At 69.1% G+C, this 19,364-nt stretch carries 19 protein-coding genes; 11 read left to right on the top strand and 8 right to left on the bottom strand.

Annotated elements, in window-relative coordinates:
• A partial coding sequence (locus tag OUA97_RS13900; RefSeq protein ID WP_267232522.1) for a porin family protein occupies positions 1-468 on the top strand: 468 nt, incomplete at its 5' end.
• Between the two features lie 83 nt (positions 469-551).
• On the opposite strand, the gene OUA97_RS13895 is transcribed toward OUA97_RS13900, so the two are convergent.
• Both OUA97_RS13895 and OUA97_RS13890 read right to left on the bottom strand, forming a co-directional pair.
• The gene (locus OUA97_RS13895) at positions 552-770 is read right to left on the bottom strand and encodes a hypothetical protein (protein ID WP_267232521.1); all 219 of its coding nucleotides are present in this window, start codon (positions 768-770) and stop codon (positions 552-554) included.
• Positions 771-1,061: 291 nt separating this feature from the next.
• Complete coding sequence (locus OUA97_RS13890; RefSeq protein ID WP_267232520.1) at positions 1,062-1,757, bottom strand: hypothetical protein; 696 nt, start codon at positions 1,755-1,757, stop codon at positions 1,062-1,064.
• Between the two features lie 155 nt (positions 1,758-1,912).
• On the opposite strand from OUA97_RS13890, the gene OUA97_RS13885 reads away from it, so the two are divergent.
• From OUA97_RS13885 to OUA97_RS13870, 4 genes are all read left to right on the top strand, one after another.
• Complete coding sequence (locus OUA97_RS13885) at positions 1,913-2,572, top strand: DedA family protein (protein ID WP_267232519.1); 660 nt, start codon at positions 1,913-1,915, stop codon at positions 2,570-2,572.
• Positions 2,573-2,633: 61 nt separating this feature from the next.
• Positions 2,634-3,041 (top strand): hypothetical protein, encoded by a 408-nt coding sequence (locus OUA97_RS13880; protein WP_267232517.1) that lies wholly within the window; start codon positions 2,634-2,636, stop codon positions 3,039-3,041.
• A complete protein-coding gene (locus OUA97_RS13875) occupies positions 3,038-3,943 on the top strand; it encodes a sterol desaturase family protein (RefSeq protein ID WP_267232515.1) in 906 nt (301 codons plus the stop codon). Before OUA97_RS13880 ends, OUA97_RS13875 begins: the two co-directional genes overlap by 4 nt.
• Before the next feature lie 76 nt (positions 3,944-4,019).
• Entirely contained in the window at positions 4,020-4,916 is an 897-nt protein-coding gene (locus tag OUA97_RS13870) for an oxygenase MpaB family protein (RefSeq protein ID WP_267232514.1), read from the top strand.
• A 4-nt stretch (positions 4,917-4,920) separates the two neighbouring features.
• Here OUA97_RS13870 and pncA read toward each other — a convergent pair whose 3' ends face one another.
• Positions 4,921-5,550 (bottom strand): bifunctional nicotinamidase/pyrazinamidase, encoded by a 630-nt coding sequence (gene pncA / locus OUA97_RS13865; RefSeq protein ID WP_267232513.1) that lies wholly within the window; start codon positions 5,548-5,550, stop codon positions 4,921-4,923.
• A gap of 101 nt (positions 5,551-5,651) precedes the next feature.
• On the opposite strand from pncA, the gene OUA97_RS13860 reads away from it, so the two are divergent.
• Entirely contained in the window at positions 5,652-6,293 is a 642-nt protein-coding gene (locus OUA97_RS13860; protein WP_267232512.1) for a dihydrofolate reductase family protein, read from the top strand.
• A gap of 75 nt (positions 6,294-6,368) precedes the next feature.
• On the top strand, positions 6,369-7,583 hold the full coding sequence (locus tag OUA97_RS13855) for an MFS transporter (RefSeq protein ID WP_267232511.1): 1,215 nt from the start codon (positions 6,369-6,371) through the stop codon (positions 7,581-7,583).
• Here OUA97_RS13855 and OUA97_RS13850 read toward each other — a convergent pair.
• The gene (locus OUA97_RS13850) at positions 7,580-8,452 is read right to left on the bottom strand and encodes a LysR family transcriptional regulator (RefSeq protein WP_267232510.1); all 873 of its coding nucleotides are present in this window, start codon (positions 8,450-8,452) and stop codon (positions 7,580-7,582) included. The two genes, OUA97_RS13855 and OUA97_RS13850, sit on opposite strands and share 4 nt — an antisense overlap.
• A gap of 120 nt (positions 8,453-8,572) precedes the next feature.
• Here OUA97_RS13850 and OUA97_RS13845 point away from each other — a divergent pair, with 120 nt between their 5' ends.
• Both OUA97_RS13845 and OUA97_RS13840 read left to right on the top strand, forming a co-directional pair.
• Positions 8,573-9,550 carry an NAD(P)H-dependent flavin oxidoreductase gene (locus tag OUA97_RS13845; protein ID WP_267232509.1) on the top strand — a complete coding sequence of 326 codons (978 nt, stop codon included), beginning with the start codon at positions 8,573-8,575 and terminating at the stop codon, positions 9,548-9,550.
• Positions 9,551-9,587: 37 nt separating this feature from the next.
• Complete coding sequence (locus tag OUA97_RS13840; RefSeq protein WP_267232508.1) at positions 9,588-11,114, top strand: AMP-binding protein; 1,527 nt, start codon at positions 9,588-9,590, stop codon at positions 11,112-11,114.
• Positions 11,115-11,133: 19 nt separating this feature from the next.
• Here OUA97_RS13840 and OUA97_RS13835 read toward each other — a convergent pair whose 3' ends face one another.
• Positions 11,134-12,393 carry a glycosyltransferase family 87 protein gene (locus tag OUA97_RS13835; RefSeq protein ID WP_267232507.1) on the bottom strand — a complete coding sequence of 420 codons (1,260 nt, stop codon included), beginning with the start codon at positions 12,391-12,393 and terminating at the stop codon, positions 11,134-11,136.
• 226 nt (positions 12,394-12,619) lie between these two features.
• Between OUA97_RS13835 and OUA97_RS13830 the strand changes: the two genes are divergently transcribed.
• Positions 12,620-14,131, top strand: coding sequence for a pentapeptide repeat-containing protein (locus OUA97_RS13830; protein ID WP_267232506.1), 1,512 nt, complete (start codon positions 12,620-12,622; stop codon positions 14,129-14,131).
• Between the two features lie 171 nt (positions 14,132-14,302).
• On the opposite strand, the gene OUA97_RS13825 is transcribed toward OUA97_RS13830, so the two are convergent.
• Together OUA97_RS13825 and OUA97_RS13820 are read right to left on the bottom strand one after the other, a co-directional pair.
• Positions 14,303-14,701, bottom strand: a complete 399-nt coding sequence (locus tag OUA97_RS13825; protein ID WP_267232505.1) for an MAPEG family protein — start codon at positions 14,699-14,701, stop codon at positions 14,303-14,305.
• A 271-nt stretch (positions 14,702-14,972) separates the two neighbouring features.
• Positions 14,973-17,300 carry an Ig-like domain-containing protein gene (locus OUA97_RS13820; protein WP_267232504.1) on the bottom strand — a complete coding sequence of 776 codons (2,328 nt, stop codon included), beginning with the start codon at positions 17,298-17,300 and terminating at the stop codon, positions 14,973-14,975.
• Between the two features lie 338 nt (positions 17,301-17,638).
• On the opposite strand from OUA97_RS13820, the gene OUA97_RS13815 reads away from it, so the two are divergent.
• Positions 17,639-18,112: a GatB/YqeY domain-containing protein gene (locus tag OUA97_RS13815; RefSeq protein ID WP_267232503.1), complete on the top strand. Its 474-nt coding sequence runs from the start codon at positions 17,639-17,641 to the stop codon at positions 18,110-18,112.
• A gap of 296 nt (positions 18,113-18,408) precedes the next feature.
• On the opposite strand, the gene OUA97_RS13810 is transcribed toward OUA97_RS13815, so the two are convergent.
• Positions 18,409-18,990 (bottom strand): hypothetical protein, encoded by a 582-nt coding sequence (locus tag OUA97_RS13810; RefSeq protein WP_267232501.1) that lies wholly within the window; start codon positions 18,988-18,990, stop codon positions 18,409-18,411.
• Between the last annotated feature and the right edge of the window lie 374 nt (positions 18,991-19,364).

Here is a 19,364-nt window from a genome sequence, read left to right as displayed (position 1 = left end):
CCCCCCCCCCCCCCCCCCCCCCCCCCCCCCCCCCCCCCCCCCCCCCCCCCCGCCCGCCCCGCCCCCCCCCCCCCCCCGATCCAGGGTCGGCTGGGCGCCCGCTTCAACCAATATCTCGGCGTCGAGGGCGAACTCGGCTTCGGCGTGAAGAAGGACGACGTCTCGATCGGCGGCGTCAACGGCAAGGCTCAGCTGAAGAACCAGGCCGCCATCTACGGCGTCGGCTTCCTGCCGGTGGCCCCGAACGCCGACCTCTACGCCCGCGTCGGCTACGGCAAGACCGAGGGCAAGGTCTCGGTCCCCGGCGCGATCGCCAAGGCCGACGGCAACAGCTGGAACTACGGCGTCGGCGGCCAGTACTTCCTCGACGACAAGAACGGCGTACGCGCCGACTACACCCGTCACGATTTCGAGGATGACGCTGGCAAGGCCGACGTCTGGTCGGTCGGCTACGTGCGCAAGTTCTAACCTGCGCATCTAGCCCGAATGGAAAGGGCCGCCTCCTTGCGGGGGCGGCCCTTTTTCATGGTCGCTTGCTTTTCGCGCCGCCGTCAGGCGGCCGCGCTATGGAGAAAGCGTCCGGCCAGGTCGCCGTTGCGCAGGAAGATGCTCACCTCGGCGGCGCTTCCCGAGCGCGCATAGCGGTCGGCCAGGGCCCGGGCGGCGGCTTCGGCGCGTCCCCCGGCCTCGAAGATAAGTTCGTTGTCGAAAGCTTCGGAACGAACGGCCCAGCCTTCACCGGCGGGCGCGACAAGAATTTGCAGAGCCATGTGAGCTCCTTTTTTACGCTACTGATTTTTCGGGGTTCGTAACGCCCGTACTAGGCGTCACGATCGAGCATGCAGGCGGCCATTGCATGGCCCCGGCTGGGCGAGGTCAGGCCGGCATTCGGCCCTGTTTAAGATGACATCGACACATGTGCGTCGCTCGCTGGCTCGCTTCCGATGCGAGCAGAGATAGTGCTCCCGTGACGTTTCGCCACCCCAGAAACCCAGAAAACCGCGTGAAGTTTCACTGAAGGGGCGCCTGCGAGCTCGTAACGGGGCGGCGAGGGCAGGGGGCTAGGCGCCCGGACCCGACCAGATCGGCCCGGCCAGGATCGCCCCGCTGGTGAAGTCCTGCAGATAGACCTCAAGGCCGCCCTGCCGGGGCTCGTCCTCCTCGCGATAGGCCTTGGGCGCCAGCCGCGCGGCCCGCCAGCGCAGCACGTCGAACTGCAGCCGCGCGACCTTGACCTCGTCCTCGCGGGCCTCGCGGGCGATGGCCCAGGCCAGGTCCGCCAGCATCTCGGCCTGCATCCGGCGGGCCTGCCGGTACATGGCGGCGAAGTCGTCGTGCGCGCGCAGCCACTCATAGACCGTGCCGGTGACCGGCATGTCGTCCTCGCCGCAGATCTCCAGCAGGCTGCGCCCGCTGGCCAGCCGGCGGCAGATCTCCTCGCCGACCTCGGCCCGATACGCATCCGGCCGCGCCCAGGGGCGGGCGCGCTTCCAGGCGCGGTCGGCCGCCTTGGCGCGATAGGCGTCCCGCCGCCCGGCCTGCGCTTCGGCTTGCGCCTGCCGCAGCGCCGTTCCGAACGCCGGCCGCACCGCGGCCCAGCGGTGCACGGTCGCCGCGCCCGGCATGTCGCGCGGCTTGCAGATCGCCCGCAGGCTTTCGCCGGCCGCGACGCGGCTGCAGATCTGCGCGGCGGTCGCCTCGCAGAACGGCGTCGCCGCGCGGTTGCGCGGGCGCTCGGTCTCGGTGGATTCATGCATCCCGCCAGCATAGCGTGTAGATGAAACAAAGCAAGAACAAATGACGTTCGGCGCCGTCATCTGCGGCATCCGCGCCACAAGCTGAAAAACTTGCCGGCCGCGGCCTTGCGCCCCCTCGCGCGGGGGGGCGAGCAGGCCCATATCGGGCTTCTCCCATGGAAGCGTTCATTCAGAGTCTCGCAGATTTCATCGCCCGGCACGCCGCCTGGGCCGGCCTTGTGCTGGGCGTCGTCACGCTGCTGGAGTCGCTGGTCCTGATCGGCGCCTTCATTCCGGCCACCGCCCTGATGGTGATGGCCGGCGGCCTGATCGCCGCCGGTGTGCTCGATCCGGTCCAGGTGGTGCTCTGGTGCGTCGCCGGCGCGATCGTCGGCGATGCGGTCTCGTTCGAGCTGGGCCGCCGGCTCGGCCCGCGCGCCCTGCGTCACCCGATGTTCCGCGGTCACCGCCGCAAGGTCGCCCGCACGCGGCTGTTCAACCGTCGCTACGGCGCGGCCTCGATCTTCATCGGCCGGTTCTTCGGCCCGCTGCGCGCCTTCGTGCCGCTGGTCGCCGGACTGCTGCAGATGCGCCGCCGGACCTTCCAGTTAGCCAATGCGGTGTCGGCGGCGATCTGGGTGCTGGCCATCCTCGCGCCCGGCTATTTCGCCGCCAAAGGTCTGGCCGAACTCGAAGCCCTGGGCGAGGCGCACCTCACCACCATCGCCGCCATCACCCTGGGCGGCTTGGTGATCGTCGGCCTGGTCGCCCGCGAGGTCTTGCGTCGCCGCGTTGCGGCCGGGGCGCCGCCGCTGCTTGCGAAGCCACGCGCCTAGATAGGCTGTCACTTGACGGTCTCGTTCGGCGGGCGGACCCTGCCGGCGGGGAGGACCGCAAGTGTCGCAAGCATTCTTCGTGCAGTTCGCTGCGTCGGCGGGGGCGATCGCCCTGCTGGTGGGGCTGGCCGCCTGGGCCAAGATCGCCAAGCCGATGACGCCGCTGACCGACGCCAAGGCTCTCGACCTGCTCGCGCAGGAGTTCCCCGGCCGCCCGATCGAGCGCATCTGGGTCGCGGTCGACGGCCGCGGCGCCCTGGCCAAGTCCGGCGCGGCCGCCCTGGTGCTGTGCGAGGTCGGCGACGGCTATGTCGCCCGCCATATCCCCTGGACCCAGGCGGTGGCGTCTTCGTTCCGTGACGGGGTCGTGCGGCTCGACCTGTCCGACGTCGCCGCGCCGCTGGCGCGGCTGGCGCTGCAGAACTGGCCGCCGGCCCCGGGCCCGGACAAGGATCGCCGCGCCGCATGAGCCTCGATCCCGTCACCCTGGCGACGCCGTTCTTCATCCTGGCGATCATCCTGGAGGTGGTGCTGGCGCGCATGGGCCGCACCCGCACCCACTACGAAGCCAAGGACACCGCCGCCTCCCTGGTCATGGGGCTGGGCAGCACGCTCGCCGGAGTCCTGACCGGCGGCTTGGTCGTCGCCGCCACGCTGTTCGTCTACCAGCACCGGCTGTTCGACATCCCGATGACCGCGATCTGGGCCTGGGCGGCGATCTTCCTGCTCGAGGACCTGACCTACTACTGGTTCCACCGGCTCAGCCACGAGCGCCGGTTCTGGTGGGCGGCGCACGTCAACCATCACTCGTCCCAGCACTACAACCTGTCGACGGCCCTGCGGCAGACCTGGACCGGCGGGGTCGCCGGAACCTGGGCGCTATGGCTGCCGCTGGCCTTCCTCGGCTTCCCGCCGGCGATGATCGCGATTCAGAAGGGGATCAGCCTGGTCTACCAGTTCTGGATCCACACCGAGGCGATCGGAAGGATGCCGCGCTGGTTCGAGGCGGTGTTCAACACCCCGTCGCACCACCGCGTCCACCATGCCCGCAACCCGCGCTATCTGGACCGCAACTACGCCGGCGTCCTGATCGTCTGGGACAAGCTGTTCGGCACCTTCCAGCCCGAGCTGGACGAGGAGCCTTGCCGCTATGGCATCGTCAAGAACCTCGGCGATTTCAATATCCTGCGAGTGGCGTTTCACGAGTGGGCGGGGATGCTGGCGGACGTCGCCCGCCATCCGCGCCATGCGCTCGGCTACCTGTTCGGCCCGCCGGGCTGGAGCCACGACGCCAGCCGCCAGACCAGCCACGACCTGCGCGCCGAATGGCAGGAGCAGCAAGCCGAACCGCCGCAGTCCAAGGTGGCGTGACCACCCTGGCAGAACCGTCAGGTTGTTCGACCGTTTAGCCCTTCGCTAGGCTGGGGCCAGGCGGACGCGAGGCGAGATGGCTCACGACACTTCCACACGGGCGGCGCTGGAGGCGCCCGGCGCCGGCTTGGCCGGCGTGCTCGACCGGCGGATCTTCGGGCCCTCGCGGGTCGACTATTCGCAGCCGAAGGGCGACCCGGGCCTCTATGGCCCCGACTCGGTCGCCTGGCGGGTGCACGCCAACCCTATCGCCCTGGCGATCGGCGGGGTGGCGGCGGTGATCCTCGAACTGGCCGAACCGCGGGTCCGCACCGGTGTGTGGGAGCACTCGATCTTCGCCCGCGACCCGCTGACCCGCATGCGCCGCACCGGCGAGGCGACCATGATCACCACCTATGCGCCCCGCGCCGAGGCGCAGGCCCGCATCGCCATGGTCACCCGCATGCACGAAAAGGTCAGCGGCCGCACGCCCGAGGGCCAGGACTACCACGCCCTTGACCCGGACCTGGCCGACTGGGTGCACCTGACCGCCGCCTACGGTTTCCTCAACGCCTATCGGCGCTATGTCGACCCGCAGATCAGCCGCGCCGACCAGGACCGCTACTACGCCGAGGGCGGCGCCGTCGGCCGCGCGTTCGGCGCGCGCCGTCCGGCGGCCTCCGCCGCGGCGGTCGCCGAGGCGATGCAGGCCATGCGGCCCGGCCTCGTGCATCACCCGATCATCGACGAGTTCCTCGGCATCGTGCGCCGCACCTCGCCGATGGGCGCGCTCGGCCGCGCCCTGCAGCCGCTGGTGGTCGAGGCCAGCATCGACCTGCTGCCGCCGGGCCTCGGCGCCCAGCTGGGGCTAACGCCCCATCCGTCGCGCCTGGCCGCGGCCAGGGTCATCCTGTCGGCGCTCGGCCGCGCCGCGCGGCTGGCGCCGGGGCCGATCCCGCGCCAGGCCTATGCGCGCATGGGCCGGCGGCCCTGAAGCTTCAGGGCGCGGCGAGGGCGACGCCCAGCGCCGCGAACGAGGCCATCGCCGCGGCCGCCGATCCGTCCAGGTCGATGGCCCGGCTCGCCTGCGGGATCACCACCGCCTCGAAGCCCTCGGCGATCGCATCCTCGGCCGAGTAGCGGACGCAGAAGTCCAGCGCCAGGCCGACGAAGACGCAACGCTTGAACCCGCGCTGGCGCAGATAACCGGAGAGGCCGGTCGCCGTAACCTTGTCGTTCTCGAAGAACGCCGAATAGCTGTCGACGGCCGGGTGGAACCCTTTGCGCAGGATCAGCTCGGCGTGCGGCGTGTCGAGCGCCGGATGCAGCTGCGCGCCGGGACTGCCCTGCACGCAATGGTCCGGCCACAGGGTCTGGGGCCCATAGGCGACCTCGATGACGCTGAACGGCGCGCCCCCCGGATGGTTGGACGCGAACGAGATCTGGTCGCGCGGATGCCAGTCCTGGGTGATCACCACATGCTCGAACCGCGCCGCGATCTGATTGATCAGCGGCATGATCTCATCGCCGCCGGCCACCGCCAGCGCCCCGCCGGGGCAGAAGTCGACCTGCGGGTCGATGACGACCAGGACGTCGCCTGGCGCAGTTTGCAGTCTCTGGATGCTCATGGGGCCAGCATAGCGTCGGGCGGCCTGTCGGGACACGCCGCCGTCCAGCGTCCTAGGATGGCCCGGCCATGTCGGCGGACGGCGAAACGGCGGAGGCGGCGATGTCGCGAGTGCGCGTAGGGGGCTTTTCAATCTCGCTCGACGGCTTCGGCGCCGGCCCCGGCCAGAGCCTGGACCATCCCCTCGGCCGGCGCGGGGAGGAATTGCACCGATGGCTGTTCGGGACCCGCTTCTTCCAGTCGATGATCGGCCAGCCGGGCGGCTCCGAGGGCGTCGACCAGGCCTATGCCGACCGCGCCATGCGCGGCTTCGGCGCCTTCATCCTGGGACGCAACATGTTCGGTCCGGTCCGCGGGCCTTGGCCGGACGAGGCCTGGACGGGCTGGTGGGGCGATGATCCGCCCTATCACGCCCCGACCTTCGTCCTCACCCACCACAGGCGCGACCCCATCGAGATGGCCGGCGGCACGACCTTCATTTTCGTCACCGACGGGATCGAGGCGGCGCTGGAGCAGGCGAGGGCGGCGGCCGGCGACCTCGACGTCAAGATCGGCGGCGGGGTCGAGACGGTGCGTCAGTACCTTCGCGCCGGCGCAATCGACGAAATGCACCTGGCCCTGTCGCCGGTCGTGCTCGGCCAGGGCGAGGCGCTGCTCGCCGGCATCGACCTGCTGGCCCTCGGCTTCCGCGTCTCCGCGCACCAGCCCGGCGAGCACGCTACCCACGTCGTCCTGGCGCGTTAGACGCTCCCGACCAAGCTTTCGGTTCGGGTCCGGATTGCGCCAGACGTCGGGCTCGCGGTCGCCAATTCTGCGGCCATGACCCAATCAACGATCGATACTCCGCAACAACATCTGGCCGCCGGGACGACGCTGTTCCTGGCGCTCGCGGCCGCCGTGGCGACCTCGACAAGCTACACCGTGCAGCCCGAACTCGGCGTCATCGCCGCGGACCTGGGGGCGTCGCTGGCCTCGACCAGCGCCGCGGCGGGGCTGCCGATCGTCGGTTACCTGCTGGGGCTGGCGCTGCTGGTGCCGCTGGTCGACCGGGTGCGGCCCCACAAGCTGGTTTCCGCCCAGCTCGCGGCCCTGGCCGGCGCGCTGGGCCTGGCCGCCGTGGCGACCTCGGTCTTCGTGTTCGGAGCAGGCCTGCTGCTTTCGGGGATCTGCGCGAGCACCGGCGCGCAGATGAGCACCTTGGCCGCCAAGCACTCGCCGGCCGACCGTCAGGGGCGCGCCCTGGGCGTCGTCACCGCCGGCATCTCGGCGGGGATCCTGCTCGGCCGCATGCTCGGCGGCGGCCTCACCGACCTCGTCGGCTGGCGCGCCATGCTGTTGCTCGTGGCGGCCGCCTGCCTGGCCTGCGCCGGGGTCGGCCGCGCGGTGCTGCCGCGCGGCGTCATCCGCGCGCCTGGATCTTGGTTGTCGGGGTTGCTGTCGACGCCCGGCCTGCTGCGCGCGCGGCCGGATCTCCTGGGCGCGGCCGTGGCCGGCGGGCTCTGGTTCTTCGCCTTCAGCCTGATCTGGGTCGGGGTCTCGCTGGCGCTCTCCCTGCCGCCGCACGGGTTGTCGCCGACGGTGGTCGGCCTCTACTCCCTGGCCGGGATCGCCGGCATGCTCGTAACCCCTGCCGCGGGACGCATGGCTGACCGCTTCGGAAGCCGCCCGATCGTCCTGGCGGGCCTGCTGACGGCGCTGGTCTGCACCGTGGCGATGTGGCCCGCCCTCGGCTCTGCGCCGCTGTTGCTGGCCGCCCTGGCGCTGTTCGACGCCGGCCTCTTCGCCGCCCAGGTCGCCAACCAGCGCCGGGTGCTCAGCATGGACCCGCTGCGGCCGGCGCAGATGAACAGCACATACATGGTCATCTACTTCGTCGGCGGCAGCCTCGGGGCGGCGGCCGGCGGTCCCATCGTCTCGCTGCTCGGCTGGCCGGCCGCGGTGATCGCCGCCGCCCTGGCTATCCTCGCCGCGCTTGCCCTGGCCATTCGTCAGGGCGGCGCGGCGCTCGCCCGTCCGGTGCAGGCAAAGACCTAGTCGGCGGTCTCGCTCAGCCGCGCCGTCAGCCAACGGCGGAACCGCTCGACCATCGGCGAGTCGTGCAGGTCGCGCTTGACCGCGATCCAGTAGGTCAGGCCCGAGCGGATCGGCGGCCCCAGCAGCTCCACGCGGCCCGCCTGCGCCAGTCGCTGGGCGGTGGCGACCGGGGCCAGCGCGACCCCGACCCCGCGTTCGGCCGCCGTGCAGGCCGCTTCGACCGAGTCCAGGGTGATGACCTTCGCCTCGCCGTGAAGCTCCAGCCCCAGGATCGCGGCGATCCTCGGCCAGCTCGTGGTGTCGCCGCCGTAGCTCAGCAGCGGGCCCTTCAGCCGGTTCCCGATGATGAAGCCAGCCGCCGACCCCGGCGCGATCACGGCCCGCATCTCCAGCGGCAGCAACGGCCGCGTCATCCACTCCGGGCCGGGATCGGGCCCGCAGCTGATCACCACGTCGTTCAGCAGCTCGCGGGGCGAGCCCTTGAAGAAGGCGGTGGCGAGGTTGAGCTCGACCTGCGGAAACCGCTGTTGCAGGTCGGCGACGTCGTCCAGCAGGTAGTTGCCGGCGAAGGCGGCCAGGCACGACACCCGCACGCTGGCCTGCGCCGTGTCGGCCGCCAGTTCGCGCCAGGCCCGGTCGACCTCGCCCTTGGCCCGGCCGACGATCGCAGACAGGCGCAGCGCGCCCTCGGTCGGCCGGATGCCCTGGCCCAGCCGCTCGAACAGCCGGTGGCCGAGCAGGGCCTCCAGCTTGCGCACCCGGTGGCTGACGGCCGAGGCGGTGATCAGCAGCTCGTCGGCCGCCAGCTTGAAGCTGCCCAGCCGGGTCACCGCTTCGATGGTCAGGATCAGGTGGAAAGGCGGGGGCATGGATGCCGGGCTTCAGATGAATTTGGCTCATCTGCCCCGCGGCGTTCTCGTTTGTCCACTGCCGACCGACGCCACACAGTCCGCGGCCAGCGAAACAAGCAAATCTGAAAAGAGGCCGGCGTGGGAATTCCCGTTCAGTTCAAGGACAAGCTTCGCCTTCCGGTGGTCGGCGCGCCGATGTTCATCGCCTCCAGCCGCGACCTGGTGGTGGCCCAGTGCAAGGCCGGCGTCATCGGGTCGTTTCCCGCGCTCAACGCCCGTCCGCAGTCCGAACTGGCCGACTGGATCGCCGAAATCCGCGAGCGGCTCGCCGCGGCCGAGGCCGACGGCGGCGACGCGCCGGTCGCGCCCTTCGCGGTCAACCAGGTCATGAGCCCGCTCAACGACCGCTGGCAGGCCGACCTCGCCACCATCGTGCGCGAACAGGTCCCGCTGATCACTACCAGCCTGCGCGCGCCGCCGGCCGAGATCATCCAGGAGGTCCACGGTTACCAGGGGCTGGTGTTCCACGACGTGACCAACCTGCGCCATGCGCGCAAGGCCGCGCAGGCCGGGGTCGACGGACTGATCCTGGTGGCGGCCGGGGCCGGCGGGCAGGGCGGCGACCGCAGTCCCTTCGCCCTGGTCAATCAGGTGCGCGAATTCTTCGATGGGACCATTCTGCTGTCGGGCGCGATGAGCACCGGTTCGGACGTCCTGGCCGCCCAGGCGATGGGCGCGGACATGGCCTATCTGGGCACCCGGTTCCTGGCCGCGACGGAGTCGGCCACCTCGCCGGAGCACAAGGCCGAAATCCTGCAGAGCGACGCCGACGACATCATCTACACGAACATTTTCACCGGCATCTACGGCAACTACCTGAAGGTCACCCTGACCAACGCCGGCCTGGACGTGAACAACCTGCCGACCCCCAGCGAGGCCACCGCCAAGTACAAGCGCGGCGCCGACGGCGAGGTGAAGGTCTGGCGCGACATCCGCGGAGCCGGCCATGGCTGCGGCTCGATCAAGCAGGTCTCCAGCGTCGCCGAGATCGTCGACAGGCTCGAGGCCGAGTACCGCGCCGCCCTGGCCGGGCTGAACACGCGGGCGTTTGCATGAAGACGGGGCCCGTGCGGCGGGGCAGGGAGGGCGCCACGTGTCGCATTTGAGCAAGGTCGCGCGGGCCAGGCCCGACGCCGTCGCGGCGATCTTTCCTGGCTCGGGCCAGGCGCTGAGCTTCGCCGAACTGGACGCGGCCGCCAATCGCGCGGCGCATGCGATGCGCGCGATCGGTCTACAGCGCGGCGACTGCATCGCGCTTTCGATCACCAACCGTCCGGAATGGCTGGCCGCCGTCCTCGGCGCCCAACGCATCGGCGTCTACTATGTGTTGTTGTCGACCAAGCTGTCGGCGGACGACCTGACCTACATCGTCGCCGACTCCCAGGCCCAGGCGCTGGTGATCTCGGCGGGCTGCTTCGCGCTGACGGCGGAGGCGCCCCTGAACGGGCTCGCCGCTCCAGTGTTCGGTCTTGATCTGGCGCTGGACGGCGTGGCGGACTGGGCGGCCCTGACCGCCGGGCAGCCGGCGACTGTGCCCGACCAGCCGTCCTGCGGCGCGGTCATGCTCTACAGTTCGGGCACCACCGGCCGCCCCAAGGGGGTGCGCAAGCCGCTGCCGGACCGGGCCTTCGACGCCGCTGACCCCACCTCGGTGGGCGTGGCCCGTGGCTACGGGCTGGGCGAGGGCTCGGTCCTCTATTCGCCCAGCCCGCTCTATCACGCCGCCCCGCATCGCTACGTCACCGCCGCCCTGCACAGCGGCGCGACGGTCGTCCTGCCCGAGCGTTTCGATGCAGGGGAGGCGCTCGTCGACCTGCAGGCTCACCGGTGCACCCACGGTCTGTGGGTGCCGACCATGTTCCACCGGATGCTCCGGCTTCCGGCGTCCGGCCGCCAGCAGGCCGACCTCTCCTCGCAGCGGTGCGCCATACATGGCGCAGCCCCATGCCCGCAGCACGTGAAGCGGGCGATGATCGATTGGTGGGGCCCGATCCTGGACGAATACTATTCCGGCAGCGAGGGCGTCGGCTTCGTACGCATCAGCTCCCAGGAGTGGCTGGCGCACCCGGGCTCGGTCGGCCGCGCGGCGAACGCGCACGTGCTGGGACCGGACGGCGCCGAACTGCCGGCCGGAGCGGTCGGCGACGTCTACTTCTCGGGCGACAACCGCTTCGAGTACTGGCGCGATCCGGCCAAGACCGCCGGCGCGCAGAGCCCGCAAGGCTGGCGGACCTACGGCGACATCGGCTACCTCGACGCCGACGGCTACCTCTACCTGACCGACCGGCGGCACTTCACGATCATCTCCGGCGGCGTGAACATCTATCCGCAGGAGATCGAGGCCGTGCTGCTCGAGCACCCCGCCGTGCGCGACGCCGCGGTCATCGGGGCCCCCAGCGAAGATCTTGGCCAGGCGGCCATGGCGGTGGTCGAACTGGCGCCTGGCGTGCCGCCCGACGCCGCGACCGCCGAGGACCTGCTCGGCTTCGTGCGGACCCGGCTCGGCCCGGTGAAGACCCCTAAGCGCCTGGTTTTCGAGGCCCAGCTTCCTCGCCACGACACCGGCAAGCTGTTCAAGCAGGACCTGCTGCGGAAATTCGCCTCGCCCCCGGCGTCCTGACGGGCGCGGGCGGCGCGGGCTATTCCGCCGCCTGGAGTGAAGGGCGCGCGGGCTCGCTCCCAGCCGCCTCGTCCGCCTGCGGTCGGGTGAGGATGCGATAGGTCAGCCAGAACACCAGCCAGAGCAGCGGCGCGATGAGGGACAATCCCGCCGTGCCTTCACCGAGTTCGACGCTGGAGCTGACGTCGCTGGCCGCAATCGCCCAGGCCATGCCGTATCCGCAAGCCAGCCACGCCAGGGCGAACCAGGCCAGGAACTGTCGATTTCCGCTGCGCTGGACGAGCTCGGGGAAAATGAAGGCGATCCCCACCCCGAGCACCGTCAGGTCATAGTCGTAGCCGTACGGGCTCACGCAGACGCTCGCCGCGCAGGCCAGGGCGGCCAGGCGGTTGAACGCCACGCCCTTGACGCAGGCCAGGCCCAGGATCCCCAGCGACACGATCGCGCTCACCGCCTGGAGCGCCATGGCCGCCGCCGGGGCGGCGCCGAGACCATGGGCGGCGGCATAGACCGAGTTCATGCGGAAAAGCGGATAATACCCTGCCGCGAGGTAGCGGCCGGCCTCGCCCACGGCGTCGCGGAAATCGGTCCAGATCGACAGGCCGTAGACCGCCGTGGAGATCGCCAGCAGGGCGAGTGCGACCACCCCGGCGATGACCGCCACCGACCATCGGCGGCGCATCAGCACGAGCAGGCCGACGGCCACGGCGAGATGCGGCTTGATGATGAGCAGCCCGAGCGGCAGCCCGGCCAGCCGCCGGTTGTCGCGAAACGCCAGCAGGAACGCGCCGATCAGGCCCGCGATCAGGAAACCGTTCTGCCCGGTGCCCAGGTTGAGGATGATCGCCGGGGCGACGGCGGCCGCCACCCCCGGCAGCCAGGGCCCGGCGATCCGTCGCAGCACCCAGAGGTAGAAGGCGCAGCTCGCCGTCGCGAACAACAGGAACGCCACGCCGATCGGCAAGGTCGCCAGGCCTTCCATCGCTAGCGTGAAGGGGGGCGGATAGGTCCAGGGCATGAAGCTGACGGTGCCGGTCATCTCCTCTTGGGCGGCCACCATCGAAACCGCGTGATAGGCCTCCGACACTCGGCCCTCGAGCGCCAATCGGCCCGCGATATGGAAGGCGTCGAAATCGGTCAGCACCTTCTGCTTTCCGAGCAGCTCAGGCGCCTGGAAGCGCACGGCCGATGTGCCCGCGACCAGGCAACCGACCAGGATCAGGACGAGGAACAGCGGCCGGCTGCGGCCAATACTCTCCCCGAACGTCGTGCGAGCCACAGCTTCGTCCCCCTGAACAGGCCCCGGGCGGCGCCCGACGGATCGCCATAGCTCGACCGCGAGGCGTCGGGGATACTGTTGCCGCATGGGTTGCGATGGCGTGAATGCGCGCGGGGGTGGTGGAAATTTAGGGTGCGTTAATGGGTGTCGCACAACCTAGAATTATACGGCCCGGCAAAATGCCAGGTCCGAGAGTGTCGATCCCTGATGAACGGTGGGTAGCCTCGTGACGACGATCTCCGCTGCAGCTGCCGTCTCGCCATCGGTTGTTCCGCCTCTCGAGGTTCGCGATGCGACCTCGACGACGGAGCCGGCGCCATCGGCCCCTGCGGCGTCCGCCGCTCCTCCGGCGCCGGCCGCCGAGCCCCTGGCCGATAGCACCCTGGCGGCCCTCGTCGTTGAGCAGAGCGCCCCGCCGCTTGGCGCCGCTGATCTGCGCGGCCAGGATCTGCGGCAGTTCGATTTTCGGAACGTCGATCTGCGCGGCGCCGACCTGAGCGGCGCGGATCTTTCGGGCCTCGATCTCTCCGGTTTCGACCTCAGCGGCGCCAGGTTGGACGGCGCCAAGCTCGCCGGCGCGACGCTCAAGGACGCCAAGCTCGACAATGTGTCAGCGATCGGCGCGGATCTCAGCGGCGCGACCCTGGTCAACACGACGTTCGACGGCGCGGATTTCTCGCAGGCGAACTTCGACCGCGTCTTCATCGGGAAGGAAGACAAGCAGCACATCGCCGTCTGGGATGTCGACCGGTATCAGATCTCCAATAACGTCAGGCTGGACGGGGCGAGCTTCCGAGACGCCTATTTCCAAGGCGTCGCGTTCAGGCAGGCCTCGGCGGTCGGCGCCGACTTCTCGAACCTGCACGCCGACGTGTTCGCCTTCCGCACCTCGAACCTTCAAGGCGCCAATTTCGACGGCGTCTCCGGCCGAAAGCTCAGTTTCGCGGAAAGCGATCTGAGCGGCGCGGCGCTCACCAATTCGTCCTTGAAGTACCTAGGCATCAACTCGACGACGCTCGCGGGGACGCGGTTCGCCGGCAGCTCGCTGAACGGCGTCGGCCTTTCGTTCACGAACCTGAGCGTCGCTGATCTGACGGGACTGGTGCGTGAGGCCAGGACGGCCAGCTTCAATAACGTCAATCTCGACGGCATCGACTTCAGCGGCTTCGACTTCTCCGGCGCCCAATTCAACGGCGACCCCACGATCTGGACCATGCCCGACCACCGGGACGTTCAAGGCGCCGGGCCATCGATGATTGGGACCAAGTTCGATGGCGCCAAGTTCGAACTTGTCCGGTTTCAGGGGATCGACACCAGCGCCGCTTCGTTTGCCGGAGCCACGTTCAACGCCATGGCTCAGGGCAGGAGCGCAGTCTCGCTGGCCGGCGTCGCCGGCGTTGGCGATTGGTCCTTGGAGACCTATGGCCGTCACCTGGCGCTTCGCGGGATCAGCTTGCCCATGCCAGGTGGCCCGGCCTCCAACGCGACACCGGCCGCGACTGGGCGGCTTGTCGAGGCTTCCAGTCAACCTGATCGGCAAGGGGCTGGCCTGATCACCGGGGGGGAGGGGGCAGACCAGGCCGTCGATCAGACGGCGTCGCTGGCGCTCGAGACCCTCAAATCCATCAATGCGCAGATGCGAGACGCACGAACTGAAGCGCGAGCCCGCGAAGACCGGTGGGAAAGCACGGCCAACGGCGATCGACGCGGGCCGGATCGAACGCTGGCGGTGGTCTGAGCGCCGAAACCGTCGGATCGGGCGGCTGCGCTGGCTGCGGCGGTTTCCCCCGCCCAGGCCAAGACCGTGTCCGGCGCCCTCGACGAGACGCGTCACGGATTCGAGCTCCGGGCCCTCGGGGGGCATTTGGCTGGCAGGCTGAGCCGGCGTGCACGCGCCCGTCCGGGGCTGTTACAGCGGCCAGATCAGTGCGGCGATCACCATGACCAGGCCCAGCGTCGCGGCGTTCCAGCTCAACGTGCGGAGCCATGGAACGCCAGCCGCATATAGGGGCAGAAATAGGATCCTTCCCGAGAGATAGAGGGCCGCGCCGGCTTCACTGAGCCAGCCCCCAGTTCGCTCCCGCAGGCCCAGCAGCAGCACCGCCGCCACAAAGATCGGGAACGTTTCCAGGAAGTTGCGCTGCGCCCGGTCCAGGCGGCCCGCAATTCCGGTCCGGGGCAGATCCGCGTCGCGAGGGCCGACCGTATAGGCGTTGCCGACTTGCGCCTTATAGGCGAACGAGGCCGCTGTGAGATGCACGAGGCCCAACACCATCGCGCCCGTCAGCGCTCCATATTCAAGGTTCATCGCCTAGTCCCTCAAGAGCGCGAACTTGAAAGCCCGTCCGCAGGCGCGTGCCGATGAGGATAGCGAAATCGCCGGCCGCGCACGACCGGCTTCACCATAGGCTGTCGGCGCCCTTGCCGGCGCTGGCGGCTGACGGACGGCTACGTCCGCTTCCAGGCCGGAGGCCCTTTGTCTCCTGTTGGCGCAGCTGAGACGACGGAGCTACGCCGCCGGCGACGTCCCAGCGGTGTTCACTGGAACGTGTCGCGCAAGGGCCGCCCTGTCGCCGGAGCTAGGAAAACAGAAAGTCGCCAGAGTTGAGGCTGCTCATCGGGACGCCGGCAAGGACGATCGTCAGGCCATCCAGGCTGATCACCGTATCGGCGCCCACCATAGCCATCTTGCCGAACAGGGCCTGGAAATCGGCCGCCTGTGCGACCGACAGCCGGATGTGATCGCCCTGCGCGTGGCTGAAGTCCGCAATGACGTCGCGGCCCGCCCCGTTCACGAAACTGAAGATATCGGCGTCCGCCCCGCCGATCAGGACATCGTCGCCCTTGTCTCCGGAGAGGTAGTCGGCCCCGTCGCCGCCGAGGAGGAGGTCGTCGCCCTGGCCGCCCAGAACGGTATCGTCGCCGAGGTCGCCCAGCAGCACGTCGTCGCCCGCGTTGCCGTGGACGAAATCGTCGCCCTTGCCGCCGAAGACGGCGTCGTCGCCGAGGTCTCCGAACAGCAGATCGTTCCCCTGGTTGCCGTTCAGGAAGTCACCCCCTTGACCGCCGCTGACGATGTCTGCGCCGGCCCCCGCGGAGATGCTGTCGGCGCCGGTATTGCCCTGCAGGACGTCGTTGTTCTGCCCCGCGATCAGGGTGTCGTTCCCCGCGCCGCCGGCGATCGTATCGGCGCCGCTTCCGCTCCATTCGATGAGATTGGCCACGCCGTCGCCGGTGATCAGGGAGCCGGACGGTGTCACGACGGTGACGACCGACGGCGGCGGCGGTTCGGGAGGCGTCGACGCCTCGATGGTGATCTGCAGACCCGCCCCGGCGGGCGACGTGTTTCCCGCAAGATCCGTGATCGCGGCCGAGATCGTGTGTTGGCCGGCCGCCAGGGTGCTCGACGTGATCGACCAGTTTCCCGAGCCGTCGGCGGTCGCCGTCCCCAGCACGGTCGTTCCGTCGGTGTCGAACAACGAAACGGCCGCGTTCGCCTCGCTCGTGCCGGTGAAGGTGGGCGTGGCGTCGCTGGTGATGTTGTCGGTGCTCGACGCGCCGGTGTCGGACGCCGCGCTCAGGTCCGGCGCGGAAGGCGCGGCGGCGGACGTGTCGAGCACATAGCCTGTGAAAGCGGTGCTGGCGTTGCCTGCGACATCGACGACCTGAACCTTCAGGACGCCGCTGCCGGCGAGCGTGACGCCGTTCCAGCTCAAGGTCGTGCCGCTCACCTTGGAGGTGATGTCGACCCAGGTGTCGCCGTCGTCCAGCGAGCCCAATACGCGGTCTCCAGCCGCCAGCCCGCCGCTGAGAACACCGCTGATGGTTTGCGCTGAAACGTTGGTGACGAAATCGGTCGAGGAAGCGCCGCTGTCGCTCGAAAAGGACAGGCTGCTGACGCCGGTCGGCGCGACCGTATCGTACACATAGGCCTGGGCGAGGCGCGTCCCCTCATTGCCGGCCGTATCGACGACCCGCGCCTGCAGCGTGCTGCTTTGGGCGAGGGTGACGCCGCTGAGCAACCATGTGTTCGACCCCACCGTCGCGGTGGCGGCGGCCCAGGAGGCGCCGTTGTCTGTCGAGACCTGAACTTCCTCGCCCGCCGCGAGATTGGCTGACAGCGTGCCGCTGATCGTCTGCGCGGCGGTGTTGGTGATGAAGTCGGAGCCGGAGGTCCCCGTGTCAGCCGAAAAGGCGAGCGACGAGATGCTCGTCGTCGGCTGGGTGGTGTCGAGCACATAGGCGAAGGACGCCGCCGAGCCCTGATTGCCTGCGGCGTCGTCGACCCGCACCTTCAGCGTGTCGCTGCCTGCGAGGGTGACGGGCGTCGGGAGGTTCCACGTGCTCCCGGACGCCGTGGCCGTTGTCCAGGACTGGCCGTTGTCGAAGGACACAAGAACCGTTTCCCCTGTCCCCAGAGGGCCGGTCAGCTTCCCGCTGACCGACTGCGAAGGCGTGTTCGTGATCAGGTCGGTGTCGGAGAGCCCGGTGTCCGCCGAAAAGACCACGGTAGCGCCGGTGACCGTGGGCGCGGCGGTGTCGATGACGATGTTGGCGTTGGCGCCTAGCGAGCCGGCCGCGCCGGGCGTGGCCAGCGTCAGGACGACGGCTGTGTGAGTCGCGGCGTCGGTGATCGCCGCGCCGTTCAGCGCAAGCGCCGAGGTCGACGCGTAGTCCAGGTCGGCGCTCGTTTCGCCGGCGCCGACCGTATAGGTGAAGGTCAGGGTCGAGGAGCCGCTGCCGCTTAGGTAGGTGGCCGCCCCGCCGCTGCTCAGCGACAGTGTCGGCACGCCCCCTGTAGTGTCCACGAGCACCGCGTCGTCGAAGTCGACGGCCAACGTCACCGTGGCGCCGGCCTTGTAACTGCCGCTGGCGGTGACCGCGGCGACGTTGGCGATGTTCGTCATACTAAACTCTCACTGCCCCGAGGATCCGGGATCTGACTGCCGGTCGCTCAAGCGCTCAGCTTTCCGGACGATTTTCTACAGAGCTTGTTAAGACTCTCTGGACGCGGTGCTTCACCGGCCCCCGCAGGTTTTCCCAATGGTCGCAACGGGGGCGTTCGAACAACCCGCCGGACGAGAGGCGGCGCATCGGGCGAGCCTGCTTCCTGCCACTCCGCGGACGCCCGGATTTGACGCATGGATATTGCGGGGAGGCTGCTACGCTATCCCGGCGGCGCGACCGCGCTTGAACGGCGTGAATGACAGAACTACCGGACAGAGCGCATTGAAAGGACAGCGATATGGCTTTGCTTGACGAGCTCAAAGCTGACCAACTGGCGGCACGCAAGTTGAACGACCGTCTGAAGGCTGACCTGCTCACCACTCTGATCGGCGAAGCTACGCAGATCACGACCGAAGAGTTCAAGCGCGGCGTGACGGACGTCACGGATGAAAAGGTTGCCGCAACCGTCGCGAAGTTCCTCAAGAATACGAAACTGACGCTGGAGAACCTCGCGAGCGAGCGCGCGCGCCTCATTGAAGCCGGTATCGATGCGTCGAAGGTGAACCAGCGAACCAAGGCTGCTGAAGCCGAGCTGGCGATCCTCTCCTCGTACGGCCCTAAGCAGATGACAGAAGCGGAACTGCGCGAGGCCATCAACGATTTCCGGGCCAAGAACCCCGACGCCAACGTCGGGGCCATCATGGCTCACCTGAAGACTAGCTTCGGCGGTCAGTATGACGGCAAGGCAGCCAGCGTGTTGGCCAGGGGTTGAAATGAAGGACACCCCCGCCGTCAGGAGCTGAGCCGCGCCATCGCCCGCAATGGGGTTGGAAGCTGACCTTCATCCCCGATCTGCGAATGCCCCCTTGCCGCGCGGGGCCCAATGTTCGGTAGCGGTGCCGAGCCGACATCTCTGGGCTTCGAGTATCGTTGCCCGACGCGGACGTCGCCAGCGACCGGGCAGGGCGGACCCGGGCAAGTCTGCGACGGGTGGAAATCCCCCCCGGGCCGGCGGCGCGTCGCCCGTCCGGGCAAGCTGCGGACGTCCTCCGACCTACTCCTCTTGCCTCACCAGTCTAGGGCCTCGGGGTTCTCGATCGGCCTTCCCGATTGCGAATTCACGGCGACGCGCTCCAGCCGGCCGTCTTTCAGGATTCCGATCATGTAGGCCTGGACGTCCGAGGTGGGGTTAGCCGCGCTTCTCGCAATGCCGGCCACGACCGCCGGCGCGCCCCTCTTTGAGGCTTCAGCCGTGCGGATCGCGTCGGCCAGCGAAACCTTGGCGACCTTGACGGCGTTCGCGCGCCGCTGGGCCTTCCAGTTCAACATCCACGACGGAATGGACGCACCGACTAGCTCAACAACGTCACTGGTCGGACTTTCGAGCCGCCAAAACCTGACGTCCGATCCATTCAAGACGATGGCGGCGTAGCCCGGCGCGCCAGCGACGTTGTCAAAGGTTATCGCAGCCACTCGTCCGCCGTTCAGGGACTCGATCTTGTCCACCATGTCGGGCAGGATTTTCGGATCGCCGCTAAAGTCGGTGACGTCGATGCTGATGTCTCGGTTCACCTTCAAGGTCTGGGCGAGAGATGGCGCTGCAACGGCCAAGCTGCTGATGGCGGCGAGCGTAAGCAGAACAGCACGCATGGAGGTCTCCTCGGAGGATGTGTCCCTGCACGTGTTACACCCCTCGGCAATTGCAAAGTCATGCGCGTCGATACCTGAGCATGGGCGGCGATCCACCTGAGAGCGAACCTGGCGGATGATCGCGACGGGGCGGAGCAGGTCGATCGCGACCAGCCCGAAAGCAGACCTTCGCGAATGTCCGCTCGGCGCCTTTGCGCCAATGTCTGGTGGCGCTAGTCGGCGATCCAGTCGCCGCCGGAGCTGCGTGCCGAAGAGCTGACCCGTTGGACGTTGCTTCGGGGTGGGAAGCGGACATGCGGGAACCAGCGCAACCTTCCTCGGGCGAACACCTGATACCCGTCCTCAGCCGGTCGCCGCAGATAGGAGCGGTGTTC

The sequence above is a fragment of the Phenylobacterium sp. 58.2.17 genome, from assembly GCF_026411515.1.
Classification (GTDB): Bacteria; Pseudomonadota; Alphaproteobacteria; order Caulobacterales; family Caulobacteraceae; genus Phenylobacterium.
The sequence above is the reverse complement of the archived record's forward strand: the minus strand, read 5'-3'. Positions and strand labels throughout refer to the sequence as shown.

Coding starts and splice junctions, on each gene's coding strand:
- OUA97_RS13895 (WP_267232521.1), bottom strand. CDS start 770: ATGGCTCTGCAAATTCTTGTCGCGCCCGCCGGTGAAGGCTGGGCCGTT.
- OUA97_RS13820 (WP_267232504.1), bottom strand. CDS start 17,300: ATGACGAACATCGCCAACGTCGCCGCGGTCACCGCCAGCGGCAGTTAC.
- OUA97_RS13810 (WP_267232501.1), bottom strand. CDS start 18,990: ATGCGTGCTGTTCTGCTTACGCTCGCCGCCATCAGCAGCTTGGCCGTT.
- OUA97_RS13885 (WP_267232519.1), top strand. CDS start 1,913: ATGGAAGCGTTCATTCAGAGTCTCGCAGATTTCATCGCCCGGCACGCC.
- pncA (WP_267232513.1), bottom strand. CDS start 5,550: ATGAGCATCCAGAGACTGCAAACTGCGCCAGGCGACGTCCTGGTCGTC.
- OUA97_RS13850 (WP_267232510.1), bottom strand. CDS start 8,452: ATGCCCCCGCCTTTCCACCTGATCCTGACCATCGAAGCGGTGACCCGG.
- OUA97_RS13870 (WP_267232514.1), top strand. CDS start 4,020: ATGGCTCACGACACTTCCACACGGGCGGCGCTGGAGGCGCCCGGCGCC.
- OUA97_RS13890 (WP_267232520.1), bottom strand. CDS start 1,757: ATGCATGAATCCACCGAGACCGAGCGCCCGCGCAACCGCGCGGCGACG.
- OUA97_RS13875 (WP_267232515.1), top strand. CDS start 3,038: ATGAGCCTCGATCCCGTCACCCTGGCGACGCCGTTCTTCATCCTGGCG.
- OUA97_RS13860 (WP_267232512.1), top strand. CDS start 5,652: ATGTCGCGAGTGCGCGTAGGGGGCTTTTCAATCTCGCTCGACGGCTTC.
- OUA97_RS13855 (WP_267232511.1), top strand. CDS start 6,369: ATGACCCAATCAACGATCGATACTCCGCAACAACATCTGGCCGCCGGG.
- OUA97_RS13825 (WP_267232505.1), bottom strand. CDS start 14,701: ATGAACCTTGAATATGGAGCGCTGACGGGCGCGATGGTGTTGGGCCTC.
- OUA97_RS13815 (WP_267232503.1), top strand. CDS start 17,639: ATGGCTTTGCTTGACGAGCTCAAAGCTGACCAACTGGCGGCACGCAAG.